Origin of the sequence: Salipaludibacillus sp. CUR1, assembly GCF_021028955.1 — a bacterium.
GTDB lineage: Bacteria > Bacillota > Bacilli > Bacillales > Salisediminibacteriaceae > Salipaludibacillus.
In genome coordinates this window covers 18,945-40,482 of sequence record NZ_JAIWPE010000053.1, presented here as the reverse complement: position 1 = coordinate 40,482, position 21,538 = coordinate 18,945, and the positions used below count along the sequence as shown (strand labels likewise).

Below are 21,538 nucleotides of genomic sequence, written 5' to 3'. Positions count from 1 at the left end.
ATAATAAGCTTTCCTATAATTCGACGATTTTCCTGGAGTTTAATTAATCCTATAAAGAGTAACATGCTCCCCAGAAAAAAGGACATATACGGCAACATATTCACTTCTGAATTAAAAGACAGAAGATATAAGATGACCACAATTGAAGCTGAAATTTTTTCCCCAATCTTAAAGATTTTAATACTATTCTCCCTCCTGCTTATATTACAGATAACTAATGATTAATCCTCTTTCGCAGTCGAATTAACGCATCCGGTAAAAAGATGCCAAACTTCCCATTACTCTTTACTTTCAGTCCGCTGTTTCCCTTTTTCAGTGACGGCAATTTTTCTTGTCATTTTCTTAATTTTATCCACTGGTCTAAAACGTAAGGCTGACCAATCGTCATCGATAGCCACTTGGCGAACTGGCTCATAGCCCTCCTCAGATAATAAGGCAGCCACTGTCTCACGGCTGCAATCTGATCCTTTATACTTCTTCGAGGATTTTTTAGGATAACATAGCCATAATAATCCATCATCTTCAAAACATGCTAAGCCTTGCTTTGCGCAGGTTTGGATTTCTTTATTAGATGCTCCGAAGACTTGTACAAATGGATACGAGTCTAATCTTGTTTCTTTATGTACTTCGGCTTCAACAGCTTCTATCACTTCTCTGTATTCATCAGGCGCATTTAGTATCAATATTGACTGACTCTCATCTTTTAACTGCAGCTTCTTAATTATAGGATGTTGCACTGGCATTAGTTATCCCTCCCTTATCTCACTCCCGCATTATATTTATTTTAACAGAACTCTGGAAATTTTTTTTATTAATTGTCCTCTTAGCAGAAGAATCTGATGTATACTGCTCATAAATAGTCCCTAATTCAAGGAAACTTAATATATTACTTACACGACGGAACTGAACTACTCATTCTCCTCTCAGTCCAGCCATACTGCAGTGATCAAGCTACTTGACGGTCCCCCACACTTAGAAAGACCTTTAATTGGTAAAAAATGATTTTTATTAATTAATTCTATTTCATGATATGATTAAAAAAATCATATAAGCGAGGGTTTACTATGACTAAACATCGGATCTATACAATGAGTTTCGAAAGTGTCTATCCCCATTATATTAACAAAGCTGAGAGAAAAGGACGTACGAAAACAGAAGTCGATGAAATCATCCGCTGGCTGACAGGATATAGTCAGGAAGAGTTAGAAGTGCAACTGGAAAAGCAGACAGACTTTGAGACCTTCTTTGCTGAAGCACCCCGTCTGAATCCTTCGAGGGCTTTGATAAAAGGTGTGATCTGCGGTGTCAGAGTGGAAGACATTGAAGAACAAACGATGCAGGAAATCCGTTATTTAGATAAGCTGATCGATGAGTTAGCAAAGGGAAAAGCGATGGAGAAGATTTTGCGGAAATAGTATTTCAATCGACTAAACAATGATTCTGTCCATAAGGCGATGGGGCCCAGCGCGATCCACCTCCCCTAGCATTCTATGGACGGGAATAAGCCAAGCCACTCACCTCAAAGCGACTAATTTAAATTAATGAACCGTCCTTATTGCACCCTTTTCGCTTTAAATATATTAAACCACCTCACACCATAAATTATGATTATTTAATTTTTCCAACCTTAATCAATCGGGCTTTTATTGAGCCGTTCGTTCTTTTGTGCAGCTCTGCCAATTCATTAATGGTTTTACCGTTATCAAAAGCATTTACCAGCAACGCTTCCTCTTGTTCATCCCATCCTTTACCTGCATTTTCAGGCAGCCTTTTCTGCCGTTTGTCACTTTCATCTAGTTTCTCTAAGGCTTTCAATGCTAAAAATAGGGCTCTGACCGTATGTGGATCTTGAAATGTGGTGTCTTCAGTTAATATTTCTCCTGTCTGCGGGTCTATCCCCTCTGATAAAAGAGTGATGATGTCAATTGCTTTTTTAATTTCCATTCATACGTACTTCCCTTCTATTCTAAAAATCAGATCCGAGAGGTTTCGTTTCTTATCCTTTGTGTTAAAAGGCTAGTGTATCCATTTTACCGAGACGGGTGGCGTTATATATATAAACAAGCCAGTATTTAATAAACGTTAATAGATTCCTCTAAGTAGATTCTGCAAATAAAGTTCTCATTAAAATAGTGGGAGATAAGGTGACCAAGTTCATATAGGTCATATATATGAAGAAGCATGGAGCCATTGTGTTAAAGAAGTAAATTAAAGAGGGTGATGTGGAGGCAGTTTCACCAAGAGCATTGATACATTAAATAGTGGGTTTCAAAATCGAAGTTTTTCAGAAGGTTCTCTAATAATGATTTCGTTTCTTCAATCTCTATAAAATAGAAGTCATCATACTCATAGGAGCCAAAGAAACTTCCAAATCTTGTTGGTAATAGATCTTGTGGATTTTTCTTGTTTGATAAAACGATTAAACACAAATTCAAAAGGTCTTCCAGGTTTTGCTTTGTAACAAGCTCAGTAAAACAAGGGTCATCTTTTCCGTTACGAATGTTTTCAACAAACCAATGGTGAATCTGATTTGCCTTTCGCCAATAGCCTACAACTTCCATCAGGCTTATCGATGACATGCCGAATTTTTCGGAGTGTATAATGTGTGGTTTTACTTTTCGGAAGAGCTCATTTTGCTTTTCTTCTAATTCTCTTAAATGAACGTTCGCTGAATGGACGTCCTCATAATCCATCCCTTCAATTTTTGGCATTGAAATTAAATACATATCTAATCCCATTCGCACCTCTCCTCTGTCTCTTTTTTGGAAATAACAAGCAAAATGATTCTACCATAGTTACTTCCCCTGCTATCATATGAATTGTTACAAATATAAGAATGTTTCAACCAGGGACGGTTTTTTCGGCCGCTATCAAAATTCATTTAATTACTCTTGACATCCTTATTTGCTTTTGTATCCACTCGGTGCTTTATGAATTTTTGCATTCATGGTGTCTAACTTCATGACACCAGCCGCATTTATCTTTTACCCACATTGAACACTTTTTCAAGGTGAGGAATGTATAGGGGGCCTCAGCCAGGACCAAACTAAGAAGAAAAGGAGTATTCAGAAGTGAAGCATGTAAATGTCTTATTTATTAAGTTTGCTGCCAGCCTTGTTATCTTTGGAATCAGTTTAGGTTTGCTGTTTAATGCCCCCTTTGTGGAAGTCGTTTCCTTCAGCTTATTAGTAACCATCATTTCTTATTTTCTTGGTGATCAGATCATTCTTCCGCGTCTCGGGAAAAGGAACACCGTTGTCGTAGATTTTTTCCTGGTTTATTTAATTGTCTGGATTTTTGGTGCCATTTTCTTTCACAGCTATTTAATGATTGGTTGGGGAAGCATTATATCGGCTCTACTTTTTGCAGGGTCAGAAGTGTTTGTTCATTCTTATATTGTAAAGAATATAAAGCAATCCGTTCAGGAAAAACAACGCAGCTTCAACCAAAGTTTTGCTTTTGAATTCTCTGAAGATCCAGATCCGGCCAAAAATAAAGATGAGTAAAAAACGTATAAGAATAGACGAAGGCACAACAAGCAAAGTTCATCTTCTTGTTGTGCCTTTATCAATTCTTAGGAAGAAGGGAAGTTCTTTTTCAATTGCAGCTTAAGAAGAAAATCAGCGGACCACCCACTGACAGAAAACTTACTCTTACTCCACTGAAACGAAACTGTTTAGTTATAAACTGGGTTCTCCTATCAAATAAACACGCCCAGCCATACTGCAGTGATCATCGCGAGAATGAGCATTATTTTTTCATAAGAGGTGACTTGTTCGTGGTCTGTGACATTCATTTTTAAGACGAGAAAAACAGCGATCGAGACGAAGACCACAACACCGCCGGCAGCCCATAACCGGTCAAAGCCGAGCCAGAAAGCACATAGCCCGGTCATTATCAGATACAGGAGAGCGGGGAACCGCGCGTAATAGAGGCCAAATGTATAGGTGAACCATACGACACTGGTCCGTTTTGCCGGCACAGCCCTGTGATCCGCTTCCAGGTCCGGGATGTGGTGCACCATCACCCATGCCAAACAAAAGAGCGCATTAATGAGCGCATTTTGCATCGCCCATACTGGGATATGATCCAGCGCGATCCACGCTCCGGCAAATCCGACAAAGAGTATGGACGGGAATAAGCTGAGCCATTCCCCTAAAAACGGCCGGTAGCTAAAACGCAAAGGAGGCAGCGAATAGGAAACCGCTGCCCAGACGCCGATGAGAAGCAGAACGGCCATTTCAAACAGGCCAAAAACAGCTAAAATCCCTGCCAGCCCGACCAAAATAATAGAAAGCCATTTCCCTATGAGCAAAAGCGTCAGATGAGAGATCATTTCCTCTTGAATCACACGACTTCCGCCAGACAACATAGCCGGACTGTACTGATCTGTACCGGAACGGTAATCGGTATAATCATTAAAAGCATGAGTGAGCACCCCGTGCATAGTAAACGCCGCGAGATTAAGAATTATGAACAGACTCACTGCATAACCGGTTGAAACTGGATAATAGAGAAATAACGGAAGCATAGCAGACACGATCGTCGCGGCACTTGAGGAAATCACAGCCATCGCCCGCAGCAGCTTCCATCCTTTGTGAAAAATTGACATAACCTTATTAGACAACGACAGCAAACCCTTTCTTCAAAACACGTAAGTAAGACTATTGACGAGTTTTTGAAAAGACACTCGTCGCGCCCCTTCACTTACATGCACAGTTAATGTGGCTCACTTGTTCATTGCCCTGAATAGTTTACTTAGAAACGCTGGATTAATGAAGGGCATTTAAATAGTATTAAAGTTAAAAATAAAACAATTAGTGAAGTTATTATTTTTCTTTTTTTAATAGATCTTGCAGATTATAATAATTCAAATTCGCTGATTGAATGGGCGAAATCGCTGATAGAAACGAATTTTCGCTGATTGAACCTCGTTTTTCGCTGATTGACCTCGTTTTTCGCTGATAGAGTTTAAAAATCGCTGATAGAAGTGGATTTTATAATAATTATGTCTGTTTCTACGTATGCCGCAAAACCAATTACTCCTTTACAGAGCTGTGCTACATGAAAAATTTCAATATATTTCCCCTCCTACAGTTATCCCCATTAAAAGAAGCACATAGTAAAGAAAAATATATGGAAATGTGGTAAGTGCTTGATAGCACTTACCACAAAAATAAATTAGGAATAACGCTTCCTGATTAATACAATAAGAAAATTAATATAGACGTGAGCACGCCGACCCAGACAGACAGCAATATGCAATATCCCATAATGTGACGGATGCTTAACCCGACGATACTGAGAATTGGCAACGCCCAGAATGGCTGGATTAAATTTGTCCAGGCATCTCCCCACCCGACGGCCATGGCTGTTTTAGCAGGATCGACTCCGAGCTCAATCGCAGCCGGAATTTGAAGAGGCCCTTGAAGCGCCCACTGTCCCCCTCCTGAAGGAGCGAGAATATTTACAAATCCTGCAGCCCAGTAGGAGAACACATTAAATGTGCCTGCTGACGCTGCGGAAGCCATCCCGTCAATAATTAACTGGCCAAGGCCTGAGCTTCCTAGAAGAGCGATGATGCCTGCGTAAAAAGGAAACTGCAAAATAATCGGTGAGATGGATGTGGCTGCTTCTTTAAAAGCACCGGCAAACTGGCCAAGTGACTGATGGAAGAAAAGGCCCGCAGATAGAAACAGCAAATTAATAATATTTAAATCTAAATCTCCCCCGTTGAAAAAATGGGAAAAGATAAATACGAGACCAATTGCGCCGCTCACGATTCCCAATACAGGGGTCGTTTCAAGTTTCTTAGCCGGTGTTGAAACGCCGCTTTCTTTTTTAGCTTTTTTGCCCGAAAAAACAGACTTTCCTTCCCTGTAAGGAATGATGGCTGATTTGTCTTTCGGTGCCATTAACACGATGAACACAGGCATCGTAATTACAAGCGCGATTAAAATGAGAACCGTCGACGGATGGAAAATTGTCTGTGACGTCGGGATGACGCCCATCAGATCTTCAAGAAAATGGCCCTCCGTTGCGACTGTCAGGCCAATCGAACTGGACAGCCCCGCCGTGTAAAGGACAGTGGGAGCGTATGCAGATGCTACGAGTAACGGAAAATGCGCCTCCTTGTTCCGCTTTCCCACTTCCCGGGCTAATATGGCTCCGACTACAACAGCCAACCCCCAGTTAATAAAGTAGGCAAAAGAAGTAATGAGAAAAACAAGGATATACGGCATTTTCTTACCATGGGAAAAACCCGCCAGTTTCTCCAGCCCTCTGCTGATAAACGGAACGGTGGCAAGAACCATCCCCGTCATTAACAGCATGACCATCTGCATCGTAAAGGCTAAATACGTCCAGAACCCTTCTCCCCACGACTGGATAAGCGCCATAGGCGTGGAAATATTCATCAGCCATCCTGCAAAAAAGACGATCAGTGTCATTATGACAGCGATGACAAAGGCATCAGGCAGATACCTCTCAACCATCCGCGAAAAACGGCTGGCGATTGATGCTAACATTTTAATCCCCCCTTTTCTTGTCTTACCAAACTATATACAAGCAGAAGGGGGATTATGAGTTGGCGGAATTTTAATCGTTTGTCTACGGAGTTTATGAAGGGCGCGTTAAAATAAAGAAGGCGATTTTTCTTATATAGTCAATTGAAAGATATATTTAAAAAAAGTGTCTGGACCAATGTTTTGAAACACTGGGCCAGGCTTAAATGTTTTAGAGTTTATAACTTACAATCCACACCCTACAAAAAGAAAAGAGCTTTGTCCTTTTAAAAAAGACGGTTGCCCGGGACTCTGTTTGGAATCCCGGAGAACCGTCCACAGCTCCACTTATATTTTTAACAAACCTACCACGGAAGGGAACTGTCCTTCAATTGACTTTCCCACATGTTCTGTAGTTGCTGCACTGTCTCCTTATCCATCGCCCCCTCGCTCGCGGAAAAATTCTCTTCTAATTGCTGAACGCTCTTAGCTCCCGGGATCACAGTGGCTACTTCCTCATAAGCTAGAATAAATTGCAGCGCACTTTTTACGAGACTTTGATTAGGATTAATATATTGCTTCGTTTCTTCCAGCATGTTCGTCCGTCTTTGTATGATCTCAGGCGTCCAGCGGCTTCTGATATCATCAAAGGTGCTTTGGGCATTATATTTTCCTGATAACCAGCCGGAATCGAGAGGGACTTTAATGATTAGCCCAATCCCTTTCTCATGCGCTGCCTGAAAAGCCCTTGCTGGATCCTGATGAAAAATATTGAACATGACTTCAATCACTTGACTGTCCGTTTTGTTTATTACCTCAAACATTTCATCACTCGAATCAACAGACGCACCGTAGGCGCCAATTTTCCCTTGGCGCTTTAATTTCTCCAGTTCCTCGAAATGGTCACTCTCCCCATTCAAGTATTCAAATGGCGGATTATGCAACAGGAGGCAATCAAGATAATCAGTTTGGAGACGCTTAAGGCTTTCGTCAACAGATTGTTCGAGTTTGTTGGAATCAAAGCCAATCTCTCCATTGGCATGATGGCCAAATTTACTGCTTATAATTACCTGATCTCTCTTATCTTTTAGCGCTTTTCCAAGAATACGTTCACTCTTTCCTAACGCATAATTCGGAGCAGTATCAAAGAAATTGCATCCTAATTCGATCGCTTTATTGACGATCTCGATCCCTTCACTTTCAGTCATCTCACCCCCATTATTTTTATTGCCGAGCTGCCATGCCCCTAATCCAATTTCTGATACGAACTTCCCTGTGTTTCCAAACTGCCGTTTTTCCATGTTTCTTCCTCCTCAGTTGATTTAATATATTTTTACGAAAGCGGTTTCGTAAAAGGCAATAGTTAAAGGACTGGTTTCTATGGGAACGCTTTAATCTTTATTTTATCATAAAACTATCATTTTATTAATTTAAATAAGCACAGGTTCATCCTCTGTTCCTGTGCCCTCTCACGCATATACCGCATGATAATCTTATATTATATATACCTGCTTCCCTTCCTTGCCGATTCTATCTCCAGCCTCATTTTCCGTTTCATCACTCTCGTATACAGGCTTGGCGACAGGCGGCTGAGCCACAGCGACAGCTTGGCGACCGGACTGATGTAAAGCCGTTTTTTCCTTGCTGCGACTCCTTTATAAATGCATTCCGCTACATACTCTGGACTTAATACGTTGCCCACAAATTGCTTTTCGTGCTGCACCGGCTTTCCGTCCCCCTGCATAGCTGTCTTCTCTAACCCTGTCTTAATAAAAGACGGGCAGACCATCAGCACATTGACTCCCTCATCTTCCAGTTCAGCTCGAAGCGTATCGAAAAAGCCATGCAGGGCGTGCTTGCTCGCTGCGTAAATAGTTCTGCCTAATAGCGGTGAAAACCCTGCCACACTGGAGATGGCGACATACGTCCCTTTACTACGGACAACCATCGGCAGCGTATGATGCGTCATGTAAATGGCCCCATTCACATTCACGTTCATGATTCTTTCGGCCACCTTCGGACTCATCCCTTGGAACTCACAGCGATGGGAGATTCCCGCATTATGAATCACAACGTCCAGCACAGGGTGATTCGACTCCATCTCCCGAACAACGGCTTCCACTTCCTCGTTGTTACCAATATCACATGGATAGATGGAAACTAAGATGGCAACTGCTTCTAACTCTTTTTTTAAAGAAAAGAGGGAAGACTCCTGAATGTCCACCGCATGGATGTGAGCTCCCCTCTTGCCAAAGAACAGACACAGGGCCCTGCCTAGTCCCCCTGCCGCACCTGTAATGAGCACAGATTTACCTTCCCATCTTGACATGACTCTTCACCTGCTTCTCTTGTGTACGTATTTTATTTGGCCCATCTCCTCTTCCATGTAAATACAGCTGAAAAACGTCTTCCGATGTATAGGTTGGGATGAAGCTAAATTCTTCTTTCAGCTTCCGGTTATCCAAAACAGGTCTGTAGCGTAAAAAGTTTATTTGCTCCGGGCCGTATTGTGTCAGGCGCAGCTTTTTTAAAATTACGAGTGCATACTTTAAAAATGTTGGGGGAAGGTAGACGACCCGCTTGTTCAACAGCCTTCCCAGCTGCTGAATTGTCAGCTTTCCGGTGCCCGCCAGGTTATAAATCCCTTCTTTCTCCAAAGCAACGGCCTGACACAGCGCTTCGGCCACGTCTTCATCCCAGATAAACACGAAAGGACTGTCAGAGCCTTTGATCCCTATTAACACCTTTTTCTCAAATAAATCTGTAATCTGATTTTTGACTGAAGCTCCTAAGATCGTTCCGATTCGGAAGATAACCTGCTTCAGCCCAGGATGTGTCTTACGGTATTCCCCCAGCATCTCCTCAACCAGCCGCTTATGATAGGAATAAGCAAACTCTTCGTTTCCACGGATCGCTTCCTCTTCGGTTAGCCATTCGGGGTGATCCGGGTGATAGCCGTAGGCCGCGCCGCTCGAAGTTACTACAATTTGAGACACCCCGTGCGCCGCGCAGGCGTCGAGAACGTTTTTCGTCCCCTGTACATCAACGGAATATTCCAGTTCCCTGTTGCTGTTTTTTCCTGGAGTGACGATTGAGGCTAAATGGACGACCGTATCCACCTCGTATTTCCTGACCATCTCTCCCACCGCTTCAGAGCGCACGTCTCCGGTTTCATAAATAATCCCCGCTGCCCTGCGGCTGGGCGGGACTGTTTTTATATCCAACGCCACGATAACCGCTTCCCCGGATTCCTTCTCAAGGCGCTTCAGCAGAAGGCTGCCTACATAGCCTGTGGCACCGGTTACCAATATTTTTTTCCCGGAAATGGTCATATCTTCAGTCCTCCGTTCACCGCAAAATCGTGGGTTTCCGGAGGCCGCCTAGACCAGAAAAAGGCGATCGTCAAGCCGGAAATAATGTGCCAGACCCCCCACCAGGCTGCTACCACTGCCATACCTCCGAGACCCTCGAAAAAGTTAAAGATTAATACGAGGCCTAAAGCGGAATTTTGAATACCCACTTCAATCGCAATCGCCCGCCGCGATGGCTCCCTCAGCTTAAAGAGTCTCGCAAAGAAATATCCGCTTAAAAGAGCGACCAGATTGTGCAAAAATACCGCCAGGATCACAAGCCCGACGAATTCCAGGAAATATGGCCAGTTGCTGATCAGGGCTACGACTACAAATCCAATGAAAACAGTGATGGAAAAGTATTTCATCGGCTGCGAAGCCTTCGCCGCAAACTCCGGCTTCCGGTACTTTACGTACATCCCGCATACGAGCGGCAAGCCGAGGATCAGGATGATTAATAGTAGCATATCCAAGGGATTAATCGTAAAACTTCTTAAGATCGCACTCGTTTCCGGAAGCAGTGACCCCCAAAACATTACATTCAACGGAGTCATGACAATCGCAGCAACGGTAGCGATGGCAGACATATTAATGGAAAGAGCGGTGTTTCCTTTCGCTAAATGAGTCATGAAGTTGGAGAGGTTGCCCCCTGGACAAGCCGCAATGAGCAGCAGTCCCAGGGCAATGCTCGCTCGCGGCTGAATCATCAGCACCAGCAAAAACGTGAACGCCGGCAGCAGGAAAAACTGGGCAAACAAGCCGATTAGCATAGGTTTCGGTGTAGTAAAGGCATTTTTAAAATCCTCTATCTTCAAATCCAAGGCGACGCCAAACATAACAAACCCGATAAAAATATTTAACACCATTAAGGAAGCGGGATTGAAATTAAGTAAGACGTAATCAATATCCATCATTTCCCCTTCGGCTCCGCATGCATATCTTTAAAATACTTCAAGCCCGGCGCCCACATATGTTTGACGGGGTTCACATCAACATGAATAACCGCGCACTTCCCGCTATCCATGGACCGCTGAATCGCTTCTTCCAGCTCCATAGGGTCGCTTACCCGCTCCCCATGGGCGCCCATACTTTCTGCTAATTTATCAAACTCAATTTCTTCTAAGTCTGCATTGATCGTTTCTTCGCGGGATAATGATTTTTTCACCAGCGTCTTAAGCGGCTTTAAGGCGAATTGCTGATTCATTTTCACCATTCCCCACTGCTTATCACAGACAACTAAATAAACGATTTTTAAGTTGTTACGTACCGCCGTCTCTATTTCCTGCGGCTGAAAACCCATGGCGCCATCACCGATAATGCAGCAGACCGGGTAATCAGGGTTAGCCACTGCTGCTCCGAGCGCCTGAGCCACACCCGCACCCAGCATGCCGAACTTATACGTGGAAAGCACTTTCCCCGGCTTTACAAACTTATAGTAGAAGTTCGCCCAGATAGCGGCATTCCCGCCATCGACTACCACAACCGACTCCTCCGGAAACAGCTTCTGGCACGTATTAGCCACATGAGAAGAGTTCATCGGCGCAGAAAGGTCCTCGAGCTCCTGATCCAGCTTTTGCCGGTGCGCCCGCTTTTCCTCCGTGTAGCCTTTCAGCTTTTCCTGTCTGAACTCTACAGGAATAGCGTTTCTGCGCTCAAACAGCTTTTTATAAAGCTGTGTTAAAAATACCTTAATGTCAGCCTGTACCGTGATGTCTGCCGGCTTATTCGCCCCCATAATTGCCGGATCGATATCCACCTGAATCATTTTTTGCTTTGATGGGTGCCGCCAGTACGGCGCCTTCCCCCACCAGTCTGTTTCTCCCAGCCGGGAACCGAGCACGAGCACCACATCGGCTTCGTTCCTCACTTTATTGTTCAGTTCAATATGAACCATCGGCACCGTTAGGTCACTATTTTCATTCATGACGCCCCTTGCCGCCCAGCTTGTAGTCACTGGCGTGGAAAGAAGGTCAGCGACCAGTTCCAGTTCCTCATAAGCTTGGGCGTGGATGACACCGCTCCCGGCATGAATCATTGGCGTCTCTGCCTCAAGGAGCATATTAACCACGTTGTTCAGCTGCTCATCCGAAGGACTCACCGGATCTACCAGCCGGTACTGATGGGGATCCCAGAAGGCAGCCTCCGTCTTCATTTTAGAATTGATTAAATTCTCTGGAATATCGAGGTGCACAACTCCCGGCCTGCCTTCATAGCACTTCCTTAACGCCTTGCGCATCATCTCAGGGATCCGCTCAAAGGAAGGAACGGCGGCACTCCATTTCGCCAGTTTGGAAATGACTCCCGTCTGGTCAAAGCATTGATACGTCCCGCCCCGGTCTGGGTACATAATTCCCGTCCGCCGCGCACTGGTAATAACTAATACCCGGTTTCCTTCCGCCTCTTCCACGACCAGCCCCGGAAGAATATTGGCGACTCCCGGCCCGTTACTGGCCATGCACACCCCTACCTTTCCGGTCACTCTCGCATAGGCTCCTGCCATGTGGGCAGCACTCGTTTCGTGCCGCGGTGTGATAAGGTCTATTCCGTTTTTTTCAAGACTGGAATAAAAGCCAAAATAGGTTCCATCTATGATTCCAAATACTTTCTCTACCTTTTCCTTGCCGAGCATGCGTGCAATGATTTCTCCACCACTCATTTCGGGCATTGGACCCTCTCCTCTACCAGTTTTTATGGTCTAAATGGGCGTACTTTTCTAACAGTCTCGTCGGCAGCTTTAAGGCATCTTTCCGGAACGGCGGGGCCAGCTGGGAACCGTCTACCATAATGTCGAGAACGGTTGGCTTATCAGAATGAAGCGCTTTCATAAACTCGGTTTGTAACTGTTCGGGATTATCTATACGGGCTCCCTTTGCCCCCATGGACACAGCGACGTCCGCAAAGCTCGGCCCTTCAATGTCTGTGCCTACAAACCGGTTATTATAGAAATCGACCTGATTTTTCTTCTCTGCACACCAAGCCCCGTTATTGAAGACACAAGCGACGACAGGCAGCTTCTGTTCCACGGCTGTGCTAACTTCATGCAGGCTCATGCCCCACGCCCCGTCTCCTACGATGGCAACGACTGGGTGGTCAGGGTTTGCAAGCTTGGCCCCCAGCGCTGCCGGATAGGCAAATCCGCAGTTGCCAAACGTTAAGGCTGCTAAGTGTTTTCGCGGCTTTGTAAATGTTAAGTAAGCATTGGAGGTTGACGACACATTTCCAATATCCGAGGTCACCACCGTATCCGGCGTCAACAGTTTAACAATTTCATAGAGTGCTCGCCTTGGGTTTATCGGCTCACCAGGCGCCATGGCGAGCTCTGACAATTCCCAGGCCCAGCTGGCTTTAAGTTTCGAAATATGTTTGAGACGGGCCGAATTGGATTTGGCGGCGTTTCCTGTCTGCTTTTTAAGTCTGGCGATAATTTCTGCTGCGGTGGCTTTCGCATCGCCTATGATGCCAGCTTCCACAGGATGGGTTCTGCCAATATGCCTCGGGTTAATATCCACTTGAATGATTTTTGCGGCCTTGGGAAAATAATCAATTTCGTAACTCGGTAAGGTTCCAAACACCGATAACCGTGTTCCAATAGCTAAGACGACATCTGCTTCCTTCAGGGCGTGCATGGCCGATTTCGCCCCCATGTAGCCGATCGGACCAACGGCTAACTGGTGATCTGCCGGGAAGGCATCATTGTGCATATACGAAACAGCAACCGGCGCAGTTAAAAATTCAGCCAATTCCTTTACAGCCGGGATTGCTTCGGCATCAACCACCCCTCTTCCAGAGATGATGACGGGATTTTCAGCGGCCTTCAATAACTCGACTGCCTTGTCAATCTGTTCTGAAGAGCCATAGCCACGCTGGTCCACACGATACTGGTGCGGTTTGAGTATGTAATCTTCCAGCTCTCCGTAAAAATAGTCCCGGGGAATATCATATAAAACAGGGCCCCGCTCGGCATATGAAATCCGGAAGGCTGTCCGCAGGCAGTCGGCTGTTCGTTCCGGATGGGGCACCTTGACTGTCTCCTTCGTAATACTTTCGAATACGGAAACCTGGTCACATTCCTGGAATCCGTCCCAGCCAATCGTTTTCGTCCCTGCCGAAGGGGAAATGACGATCATTGGTGTATGGGCCATATTCGCCGCTGCGACTGAGGTTACCATATTGGTGATCCCCGGTCCGTTCTGGCCAATGACAACGCCTGCTTTTCCTGTGATGCGGGTATAGGCATCCTCCATATGGGCCGCACTTTGTTCATGACGTACAGGAATAAATCGGATTCCCGCTGCGGGAAACAAATCCAGCATATCCATGAAAGCGGAACCCAGAATGCCCGTCACATGGTCAATACCTTCCGCTAATAAGGTTTCCACAATGGCTTCACTGGGCGTCATTTTCAGCTTTTTTCCGGCGGCTGAGGTCCTCTGTTCTGTTGGCGTTTCCGGTTTCATCGTGACATCACAGTCCTTTCAATCGTCAAATTTGGAAGTCATGGATTTTGCGGCTAAAACCTGTGTCTGCGAATTCTGAAGGTGAACAAATCAGGCCGGTACACGCTGGTCAAAAATTCGATTCTGTTCCCGAGCTGATCGTAGAGTACTCTTTCCATCACCAGTAAGCTGGTGCCCTCAGCGACCTCGAGCAGCAAGGCTTCCTTCGGGGAAGCAGACATACATGTGATGAGTTCATCTGTTTCGTAAAATTGAATCCCTAACTCGTTTTCCAGCAGGTCATAAATAACAGCCTCATTTAAATCAAACACCTGCAGTTGCTGTCCTATTATTGGCGGATAATAATGCTGTTCAATAGCAATGGGCTGGTTTGAGGCATACCGGAGTCTTTCAATAAAATAAAGGCGTTTCTCCTGAAAAACAGTCAATGGCTTTTCTTTTGCGTTGATGACTTCATTTGTTAATAGTTTCGCCCCGGGAATGCGACCCGTTTCCCGGATTGTTTCCGTAAAGCTGTTTATCCGATTAATCCAATCTTGTACAGGAGGAGCTTGTTTGATGAAGGTCCCTTTTCCGTGGACCTTTTCAAGGATGCCGTCATTCACCAGATTGGAGACAGCTTCCCGAACGGTTGCCCTGCTTACTTCGAATTGATCCATCAGCTCCCTTTCACTCGGAATTTTCTCTTGATAATCACCAATTTTAATTCGTTTCTCTATGAAATTTCTCAGCTGGACATGGAGGGGCAGTGGATTTGATGGATGTAATTTCATACAACACCTCTCATCTTATCAGGACATCCGTACCAGTTAAGACATATTATTCCATATGAACTTCAAGCATGTCAATATAATTTTTGTAATTTTCGGAAAATTATAAACAGAAATTAAGGAACGGCTCGTAAACCGTCCTGGTTGCTGTCATGTAATTAATGGTCAAATCGATAAGACTATATTTTAGCTATCGGTTCACTTTTGGCGGGGGCTTACCCGAGGGCTTTACTTGTAAAACTATGATACCCCTCACACATTTAATTTTTATAGTTTGACAGGTAAGCTTGGGGCGTCTCCCTAATTTAAAGGTATACCCTTTATAATAGTTAAAATCCTGCTCATCTAATAAACTCCTAATCTTTCTTCTAGTAAATTAAACAAAATTTTCAAATTTTTCGGTGAATTTAATTGAATTAAAGAGTATTTTATGTAATACTAAACTCTATAATTGGTAAATATTTCATAAAAAGGAGAGATGAGGGCATGATTAAGAAATGGATAATAGGAATCACTAGTGTAGCATTTGTTAGTTTAGGAGGCATGGCCGCTGTATCGGCTGACCATGAGGAAGGAACGATCAACTGCAGCAATTTTGATACGGGTGAAGAAGTTTATGAGTTTTGGACTTCTCACGGCTACCACTCTGAAAATGACCCTGAACGATTGGACGGAGACAGTGACGGTGTCCCTTGTGAGAGCTTAACCTCAGGCATGGAAAGTGAATTCTTAGCCTATGAAGCTGAGCAAGCGTCATCAGAAGAGGAAGCTACAGAGGAAGAAGCTACCGAAGAGGAAGCCACTGAAGAAGAGGCTGATGATGAAAGCGCCGATGAATCAGCGGCTGGTTCAGAAGAAAGCTCAGATGAAGGAGATGCTCTTCCTGCGACGGCTACTTCATATCCTACGATGATTTTACTTAGTCTATTAACTGCAGGCGCTAGTGCTTTCATACTTATCCGCCGCAAAGTTGCTCAAGCTTAATTGTCATTATAGTAAGAATGAGCTCTTAAAATCTTTAACACTTTTAAAAGACGTATTGAATAGAAACTATTCAATACGTCTTTTCATTTCCTCATACTATTTTATAATGAATAGTTAGACTTTTTCCCAGGGCAGTCACTATGAGCATTCCTACAGACGGATTAGGCATTCAAACATCCTTTTATCCATTCTTATTTCCAATGATGGAATTAACAATGTGGATCGAATCCCATTCTCCGAAAGAAAAAAGCGTAATCGGATATTTTTTAGGAAACAGTTCAGACTTAATTTGATCTGCCTTCATCCCTTTTTCATGAAGGTTTAATATATTCCCTTGAAGATTCAGTAAATAATCCAGCTTTTCTTTTAAAGCAGTGCGGCCATTACCAAGCCAGCCCGCATGGCTGCAAAACACTTCTTCAAAATCATACGTCAAAATCTTTTCCAGCGAGTCTATCATCACCGGCATGCTCTCTTCCTTAAGAACGACTTTTGTCTTCGTCTGACAATAAAGGTCTCCTGTAAAAAGCTGACCTGTTTCCTGGTTTAGATAGGCAAGATGATCGGCTGCATGACCAGGCGTTTTAACAGCACGCCATACAGCATTGTCTGAATGAAACGTCTCATTAGCCGGCTCCGCACGGAAGGGCTTCCGTTTTCCCCAGAACAGTTTCCTGTAGAGCGGATAATCCGCCTTTGTTTCGCAGTAAGGGATCATCATCCTGTCCATATAGACAGGCAGCTGATAGTCATTCTGTAAATACGCTGCGCACCCTGTATGATCTTCATGATAGTGCGTGATAAGAACTTTCTTTATATCAAGTTTATTAAAAAAAGGCCTGAACAAATGCTGCAATGAGTTAGCGCCTGTATCAATTAAAATACCATCGGTGTAGAAGCTGTAGACATTAAGCTTTACATTTTGAAAAGCTACAGTGCCGCCACCTATCTGAACCCCATTTATCGTATCCTCAGCAAAACTCTTTTTCAATAACATAGCCTCTCCCCCGTGGAAGTTACTTTTTACAATAATACCACAGAATGAATGATCGTTCATTCAATTATATTTTGAGATTTTTGATATTTGGCGCAAATATGGTGTGGATGGAGTTATGATTGGACGAGGTATTTTCAGTAATCCATTTGCCTTTGAAAAAGAAAAGAAAGATCACAGCAGTAAGGAATTGCTTGATCTTTTAAGGCTGCACCTGGATCTCCACGATAAATATTCACATTTTATGTCCAAAATAGCTGTCACGCCTGCCGCCACCAATAGCACATATATTAGTACATCGTGGAAGTGTTTTAAAAACTTTTTCCACGTTGGTTCTTTCTCGGCTTCAGACAATTCATTTACGAAAGCCGGACTTGAGCTAAAATACTCAAGGACGGCTTTTCAACATAACGTATAAGGTGGCATCATTTGAAAAGTGCACGCTCTATAAGAAATCTCTTTTAATCTGAGTCATACTCTTATTAGTAATTTCCTTAATATATAAATGCAGTTTATTAATATCTCCTTCATTTTTATGTTTGTTTAAGGTTTCAATAATTAAATTAATTCCTTCGAAATAGTCACTTTTGTAGTTTGGATCGTTATAACTTATAAGCAATTCTTCATAATCAAGATTATCCATTGTACTTACTATTCCCTGATGAATAGCATTCCATTTTGATAATTCCTTCTTTAAAAGAAGTGCAGGATTGGCCTTGAATTTATTATGTATCTCAGTGTTTATAGCTTGAATAATATCCTCTACTTCAAGTAAGTGAAAAAATAGTTCTTTCTTTTTCATTTCAGGGAGATTCTTTTGAATTTCAGACTTAAATCTAATCAATCTTTCCTTTCTAAATGTTATACGAACTAGATCTATAATTCTCCCGTTGACTTCTGTTATCTGTATTATTTCGACAAAAAAGAGAAAAAACTGTAAATATAAAAGGGAATTCAATTTCTTTAAAACTAGAGTTTTAGTGCCTGTACCCCGATGTATTAAAGCATTGGGGGACAGGCACTCGGAAATTCTTTTCATTTGTTTATTTATCAAACTTTCGCTTCGGCTTAAATCCTTCTTCAAGTAAATATTGCTTCGCTTCATTATACGATGGAAACGTTCCGTCTAGTTGTTCACCTGCATAGACGTTCCACATTTCAGCTTCAACAATAATAGTAAGCTTATGCCCTTCTTTGTCCATCCATATTTCATCAATATTTTGAAGAGTTTCCTCTACTTCACTAACTGCATTTGATTGCAGAGAGTCAATTGAGCGTTCAATGATCGAACGTAATTCTTCTTCTGAAAAATCACGGATATTAACCATCCCTTTAGGATCTTTTTTCGGCACTTTAAGTGCTGCAGCATAAACAAACCCATTTCCGTTTGGATGCAAATGGTATACGACATTTTTTTTATCACTTTCGCCTCCCACATAATGAAAATTAACACGATTTAGCGATACATCGCGGCGTTCTAATTCTGGGAAAGACTCGATAATTGCAAGTTTTTGATCAAAGGTAAGCATAGTTCCTCCAAATAATTCTGATTTAATAATTCATTATATCATTAGTGAAGATTAACAAAAAATACACTTACTTGCACATTCAACTAATTTTCAGATGCGCCTAGTAGGGAGCTCCCCGCGAAAGAAACGAAGTTATGAAACGATGGCTTCTTAAATGCTGTAAAATGATTTAGTGCCTGCCCCTCATTGCTTTAAAGCGTCGGGGGACAGGCACCTTTTGCATTGTAATTCACCGGACCGGGGGTCTGGCACTAGATTTTCATAAATTAAATAATAAAGTAGTCAGTGCGAAATTTGCCCTATTTAATGGATAAAGATAAATTATACTTTTGTTATATGAAACTTTTGAACGTTAAACTGCATCCTTTTTAGGCTTTTAACATTATGCACAAAATTCAATTTTGAAAAAAAGGTATCCTTTTATGGAGTTCTTTTTCTCCTTCATAAATAATAGCGTAAACAATCGTATATTCGCTTGGAATAATTGTATTTCTTTCAAATATCGACTCAAATTCATTAGAGCCATTTTCATGTTCTCGAATTTTCCGTCGAATTTTTGGTAGTACTTCTTCTGGAAAGTTAACTAAAGTTTCGGCACTTATTCTTCCTATTATTTTTTTATTTATTTTAAACAAACGATTATCAATCTTACTTTGCTCATCAATATGGTAGTGCTACATACACTTTTCTCAGTTAATTACTATAAAGATGAATATCCCTAGACCCTTGAGCTACTCTATTTATATTTTTTATTACAAGTCATCAAGTAATAGCATTATTAATACCTCTCCGATTCTTCAGCAACCTCCATCACAGGCCTAAAAAACTCATTCTCTTCATATTCATAAGTTACTTTCTCTAACCGCTCCCTGAAATACTTCTCCAGCTCTTTATCCGTGCAGTATATAAAGCAGCCTTTCTGCCCTCTTGTCAGCAATGTCCTGTATGTGTTCCTAATAATTTCATCTGCTAACTTTGCTGCCTTTTTAGGAACTTCTTTCTGCATCTTTTTAAGACCTCGAAGTGAGTTATCAGTTTTCGCCCGCTTTGTTGAATCTGTAATAACTTCACCATCCCGATAGACTAAATCCTCTCCTATAATCACGCCTACATAATCAAACTCTAGTCCTTGCGAGGTATGAATACAGCCTATTTCGTTGACAGACTCGGGATCGATCGCCCAAGTATCTGTGTTTCCCAGGTTCCAACTCATAGCAAATCCTGACTCTTCCAGCACAATATCGTAGTAATTTGGGTCGGCCTTGCCTTCTTTGTCCCAATTCCAGCAGTAGCCTGCCACCATCCTGGCCTTATTCTTTCTTTCATTGAGTTTTATAATTTCATTCTTTAATTCGTTTGGATCCGAATAAACTCTGAAATCATAGGAGGCACCTATGTGATGAGTGTTTGCCGTTTCCCTGATCTGCAAGACGTCATCCACCCATGCTAAGTAACCGTCAGACCCATTGCATCTGAACTGGGATTCCAGTTTCATGGTCGTGATGTTAGCACCTTCCGCTTCTGCAAACCGCTTAATTGCATCGATGCTGCCTGAGTCTTTTAACGTCACACGTTGACGTTCGTCAATAAAATATATCGACAGTTTAGAAGCAGCCATGATCTCCTTTGTCTGGTTTTCGCCTAGATTTGAAAAAAGGCCTGATTTTTCGTTTAAACGGTGGGCTTCATCCACAATCAGGCAATCAAACTCATCCCTTGGCGCATTGATATAGGAACCGGACCCTTTAAACAGATTATCAATATGACCTTTTCTAAAATCCTGTTTGAGTTTTGCTGAATATATATTTCGCGGTGCCGCATTTTTCGTTACATACTGGCTTACAAGTCCACGGTTAGTCATTTCAACCAGAAGATTAATGGCTAAAACAGATTTTCCTGTTCCAGGCCCGCCTTCAATGACTAAGACTTCCTTAGTTTTCGTTCGTAAAGCCTGATTAGCCAGTTGGAGAGCTGACTCATAAACGACTTTCTGGTCGTCGATCATCACAAACTCCCGGTTGCCTTTAAGCATATTATTAAGAGCATCCTGAAGGGATTTGGAAGGACGAATTCTTCCCTTCTCTATTGAATAAAGGTTTTTCTTCTGGTCGCCTTTATGTATGTAGCGTTTAATAAAATTACGAAGCTTAGGAGCATCTCCTTTTAAAAAGACAGGAGCCTGATCAATATAAAACTCGTATATAGGATCTGTTAAAGGATCAGCTTCTTTTTGGTGAATATAGTTATGCAAATAAGCACAAGGATAAAGCTGCAAATCTTCTTTTTGAGCATTTTCATTATAGTCTTCTATCAGAGCAGCATAGGACCAAGCCTGATATGACGGATGAGTTGTTTCTGTTAACCCGTGCCGGAATGCTGTTTTCACAATGGCTTCTTTACCTTCAATTTTCTCAACTTTTTCCCATTGCTTCAGTTCTACAACAACAACCGATCCCCGTTCTTCTTCATAACCTGATATCAGCATGTCCACCCGTTTGGATGTGTAAGGGATTTTAAATTCTATGGCTACGCCAGCATCTTCTGGAATTTCCTTGTCTGATAAAACCCTGAACATATATTGCATAGAGTTATCCCATGAACGGACTTCACTCTGGTTAATCCTTCCGACTTTAGATTCGTAATTATCACAGATGTGCTGAACAAGTTCATCTTTAAATACATCATCTAAAAACTCTGACTTTGTCGCTTCGTAAACAATCATTTTCTCACCGCATTCCGCTTTAAATTAGTTAAAATGCACCACTATGATTAACATATTATAGTAATAATTGTAGCATATTCCCCCCCCTCCTCTTGGGGTATTTTATCGCCAAGCTGTCTTGTTAAACTAAATCAGCTCCCATCAGTCTAAATTCCTCAATAAAGGTTATTATTATCCACCCTAAGTGTCTGTTTAAATGATTGTACATAAGATGTAAAGAGTATCAATT

General features: G+C 42.6%; 20 protein-coding genes and 1 pseudogene. 4 read left to right on the top strand and 17 right to left on the bottom strand.

The features are described from left to right. Positions 1 to 278 precede the first annotated feature (278 nt). Positions 279 to 743 (bottom strand): DUF3052 domain-containing protein, encoded by a 465-nt coding sequence (locus K8O68_RS10585; protein ID WP_230896856.1) that lies wholly within the window; start codon positions 741 to 743, stop codon positions 279 to 281. A 321-nt stretch (positions 744 to 1,064) separates the two neighbouring features. Here K8O68_RS10585 and K8O68_RS10580 point away from each other — a divergent pair, with 321 nt between their 5' ends. Further along, on the top strand, positions 1,065 to 1,415 hold the full coding sequence (locus tag K8O68_RS10580; protein WP_230896855.1) for a DUF2200 domain-containing protein: 351 nt from the start codon (positions 1,065 to 1,067) through the stop codon (positions 1,413 to 1,415). A gap of 193 nt (positions 1,416 to 1,608) precedes the next feature. On the opposite strand, the gene K8O68_RS10575 is transcribed toward K8O68_RS10580, so the two are convergent. Continuing rightward, the gene (locus K8O68_RS10575; RefSeq protein ID WP_230896854.1) at positions 1,609 to 1,944 is read right to left on the bottom strand and encodes a hypothetical protein; all 336 of its coding nucleotides are present in this window, start codon (positions 1,942 to 1,944) and stop codon (positions 1,609 to 1,611) included. A gap of 290 nt (positions 1,945 to 2,234) precedes the next feature. Beyond that, positions 2,235 to 2,738 (bottom strand): hypothetical protein, encoded by a 504-nt coding sequence (locus K8O68_RS10570; RefSeq protein WP_230896853.1) that lies wholly within the window; start codon positions 2,736 to 2,738, stop codon positions 2,235 to 2,237. Between the two features lie 333 nt (positions 2,739 to 3,071). Here K8O68_RS10570 and K8O68_RS10565 point away from each other — a divergent pair, with 333 nt between their 5' ends. Continuing rightward, on the top strand, positions 3,072 to 3,506 hold the full coding sequence (locus tag K8O68_RS10565; protein ID WP_230896852.1) for a YndM family protein: 435 nt from the start codon (positions 3,072 to 3,074) through the stop codon (positions 3,504 to 3,506). Positions 3,507 to 3,700: 194 nt separating this feature from the next. On the opposite strand, the gene K8O68_RS10560 is transcribed toward K8O68_RS10565, so the two are convergent. The 9 genes from K8O68_RS10560 to K8O68_RS10520 form a co-directional block, all read right to left on the bottom strand. Further along, positions 3,701 to 4,627, bottom strand: a complete 927-nt coding sequence (locus K8O68_RS10560; RefSeq protein WP_230896851.1) for a prenyltransferase — start codon at positions 4,625 to 4,627, stop codon at positions 3,701 to 3,703. Between the two features lie 574 nt (positions 4,628 to 5,201). After that, positions 5,202 to 6,527 carry a short-chain fatty acid transporter gene (locus K8O68_RS10555; protein WP_230896850.1) on the bottom strand — a complete coding sequence of 442 codons (1,326 nt, stop codon included), beginning with the start codon at positions 6,525 to 6,527 and terminating at the stop codon, positions 5,202 to 5,204. 341 nt (positions 6,528 to 6,868) lie between these two features. Next, the gene (locus tag K8O68_RS10550) at positions 6,869 to 7,804 is read right to left on the bottom strand and encodes an aldo/keto reductase (protein WP_230896849.1); all 936 of its coding nucleotides are present in this window, start codon (positions 7,802 to 7,804) and stop codon (positions 6,869 to 6,871) included. A 197-nt stretch (positions 7,805 to 8,001) separates the two neighbouring features. Continuing rightward, entirely contained in the window at positions 8,002 to 8,832 is an 831-nt protein-coding gene (locus tag K8O68_RS10545) for an SDR family oxidoreductase (RefSeq protein ID WP_230896848.1), read from the bottom strand. Next, positions 8,813 to 9,835, bottom strand: coding sequence for an SDR family oxidoreductase (locus tag K8O68_RS10540; protein ID WP_230896847.1), 1,023 nt, complete (start codon positions 9,833 to 9,835; stop codon positions 8,813 to 8,815). Before K8O68_RS10540 ends, K8O68_RS10545 begins: the two co-directional genes overlap by 20 nt. Then, a complete protein-coding gene (locus tag K8O68_RS10535; protein WP_230896846.1) occupies positions 9,832 to 10,767 on the bottom strand; it encodes a bile acid:sodium symporter family protein in 936 nt (311 codons plus the stop codon). Before K8O68_RS10535 ends, K8O68_RS10540 begins: the two co-directional genes overlap by 4 nt. Further along, positions 10,764 to 12,518 carry a thiamine pyrophosphate-binding protein gene (locus K8O68_RS10530; RefSeq protein ID WP_230896845.1) on the bottom strand — a complete coding sequence of 585 codons (1,755 nt, stop codon included), beginning with the start codon at positions 12,516 to 12,518 and terminating at the stop codon, positions 10,764 to 10,766. Before K8O68_RS10530 ends, K8O68_RS10535 begins: the two co-directional genes overlap by 4 nt. 13 nt (positions 12,519 to 12,531) lie before the next feature. Beyond that, positions 12,532 to 14,310 carry a sulfoacetaldehyde acetyltransferase gene (gene xsc / locus K8O68_RS10525; RefSeq protein ID WP_230896844.1) on the bottom strand — a complete coding sequence of 593 codons (1,779 nt, stop codon included), beginning with the start codon at positions 14,308 to 14,310 and terminating at the stop codon, positions 12,532 to 12,534. A gap of 53 nt (positions 14,311 to 14,363) precedes the next feature. Further along, a complete protein-coding gene (locus K8O68_RS10520) occupies positions 14,364 to 15,083 on the bottom strand; it encodes a GntR family transcriptional regulator (RefSeq protein WP_230896843.1) in 720 nt (239 codons plus the stop codon). A 483-nt stretch (positions 15,084 to 15,566) separates the two neighbouring features. On the opposite strand from K8O68_RS10520, the gene K8O68_RS10515 reads away from it, so the two are divergent. Continuing rightward, positions 15,567 to 16,064: an excalibur calcium-binding domain-containing protein gene (locus K8O68_RS10515; RefSeq protein ID WP_230896842.1), complete on the top strand. Its 498-nt coding sequence runs from the start codon at positions 15,567 to 15,569 to the stop codon at positions 16,062 to 16,064. 181 nt (positions 16,065 to 16,245) lie between these two features. Here K8O68_RS10515 and K8O68_RS10510 read toward each other — a convergent pair whose 3' ends face one another. Beyond that, positions 16,246 to 17,061: an MBL fold metallo-hydrolase gene (locus K8O68_RS10510; RefSeq protein WP_230896841.1), complete on the bottom strand. Its 816-nt coding sequence runs from the start codon at positions 17,059 to 17,061 to the stop codon at positions 16,246 to 16,248. Between the two features lie 94 nt (positions 17,062 to 17,155). On the opposite strand from K8O68_RS10510, the pseudogene K8O68_RS10505 reads away from it, so the two are divergent. Continuing rightward, a pseudogene (locus K8O68_RS10505) lies at positions 17,156 to 17,296 on the top strand (tRNA-dihydrouridine synthase); the annotation flags it as partial. A gap of 207 nt (positions 17,297 to 17,503) precedes the next feature. On the opposite strand, the gene K8O68_RS10500 reads toward K8O68_RS10505, so the two are convergent. The 4 genes from K8O68_RS10500 to K8O68_RS10485 form a co-directional block, all read right to left on the bottom strand. Next, on the bottom strand, positions 17,504 to 17,860 hold the full coding sequence (locus tag K8O68_RS10500) for a hypothetical protein (protein WP_230896840.1): 357 nt from the start codon (positions 17,858 to 17,860) through the stop codon (positions 17,504 to 17,506). A 241-nt stretch (positions 17,861 to 18,101) separates the two neighbouring features. Further along, positions 18,102 to 18,587: a hypothetical protein gene (locus K8O68_RS10495; RefSeq protein ID WP_230896839.1), complete on the bottom strand. Its 486-nt coding sequence runs from the start codon at positions 18,585 to 18,587 to the stop codon at positions 18,102 to 18,104. Between the two features lie 395 nt (positions 18,588 to 18,982). Then, positions 18,983 to 19,222: a hypothetical protein gene (locus K8O68_RS10490; protein ID WP_230896838.1), complete on the bottom strand. Its 240-nt coding sequence runs from the start codon at positions 19,220 to 19,222 to the stop codon at positions 18,983 to 18,985. Between the two features lie 143 nt (positions 19,223 to 19,365). Beyond that, a complete protein-coding gene (locus tag K8O68_RS10485; protein ID WP_230896837.1) occupies positions 19,366 to 21,309 on the bottom strand; it encodes a DUF2075 domain-containing protein in 1,944 nt (647 codons plus the stop codon). Positions 21,310 to 21,538: the final 229 nt, after the last annotated feature.

What these genes read in the sequence shown, in the direction of transcription:
- K8O68_RS10580 (WP_230896855.1), top strand. Translation starts at nt 1,065, where the DNA reads ATGACTAAACATCGGATCTATACAATGAGTTTCGAAAGTGTCTATCCC.
- K8O68_RS10550 (WP_230896849.1), bottom strand. Translation starts at nt 7,804, where the DNA reads ATGGAAAAACGGCAGTTTGGAAACACAGGGAAGTTCGTATCAGAAATT.
- K8O68_RS10575 (WP_230896854.1), bottom strand. Translation starts at nt 1,944, where the DNA reads ATGGAAATTAAAAAAGCAATTGACATCATCACTCTTTTATCAGAGGGG.
- K8O68_RS10555 (WP_230896850.1), bottom strand. Translation starts at nt 6,527, where the DNA reads ATGTTAGCATCAATCGCCAGCCGTTTTTCGCGGATGGTTGAGAGGTAT.
- K8O68_RS10515 (WP_230896842.1), top strand. Translation starts at nt 15,567, where the DNA reads ATGATTAAGAAATGGATAATAGGAATCACTAGTGTAGCATTTGTTAGT.
- K8O68_RS10530 (WP_230896845.1), bottom strand. Translation starts at nt 12,518, where the DNA reads ATGCCCGAAATGAGTGGTGGAGAAATCATTGCACGCATGCTCGGCAAG.
- K8O68_RS10510 (WP_230896841.1), bottom strand. Translation starts at nt 17,061, where the DNA reads ATGTTATTGAAAAAGAGTTTTGCTGAGGATACGATAAATGGGGTTCAG.
- K8O68_RS10500 (WP_230896840.1), bottom strand. Translation starts at nt 17,860, where the DNA reads ATGAAAAAGAAAGAACTATTTTTTCACTTACTTGAAGTAGAGGATATT.
- xsc (WP_230896844.1), bottom strand. Translation starts at nt 14,310, where the DNA reads ATGAAACCGGAAACGCCAACAGAACAGAGGACCTCAGCCGCCGGAAAA.
- K8O68_RS10585 (WP_230896856.1), bottom strand. Translation starts at nt 743, where the DNA reads ATGCCAGTGCAACATCCTATAATTAAGAAGCTGCAGTTAAAAGATGAG.
- K8O68_RS10540 (WP_230896847.1), bottom strand. Translation starts at nt 9,835, where the DNA reads ATGACCATTTCCGGGAAAAAAATATTGGTAACCGGTGCCACAGGCTAT.
- K8O68_RS10485 (WP_230896837.1), bottom strand. Translation starts at nt 21,309, where the DNA reads ATGATTGTTTACGAAGCGACAAAGTCAGAGTTTTTAGATGATGTATTT.
- K8O68_RS10545 (WP_230896848.1), bottom strand. Translation starts at nt 8,832, where the DNA reads ATGTCAAGATGGGAAGGTAAATCTGTGCTCATTACAGGTGCGGCAGGG.
- K8O68_RS10495 (WP_230896839.1), bottom strand. Translation starts at nt 18,587, where the DNA reads ATGCTTACCTTTGATCAAAAACTTGCAATTATCGAGTCTTTCCCAGAA.
- K8O68_RS10520 (WP_230896843.1), bottom strand. Translation starts at nt 15,083, where the DNA reads ATGAAATTACATCCATCAAATCCACTGCCCCTCCATGTCCAGCTGAGA.
- K8O68_RS10535 (WP_230896846.1), bottom strand. Translation starts at nt 10,767, where the DNA reads ATGATGGATATTGATTACGTCTTACTTAATTTCAATCCCGCTTCCTTA.
- K8O68_RS10570 (WP_230896853.1), bottom strand. Translation starts at nt 2,738, where the DNA reads ATGGGATTAGATATGTATTTAATTTCAATGCCAAAAATTGAAGGGATG.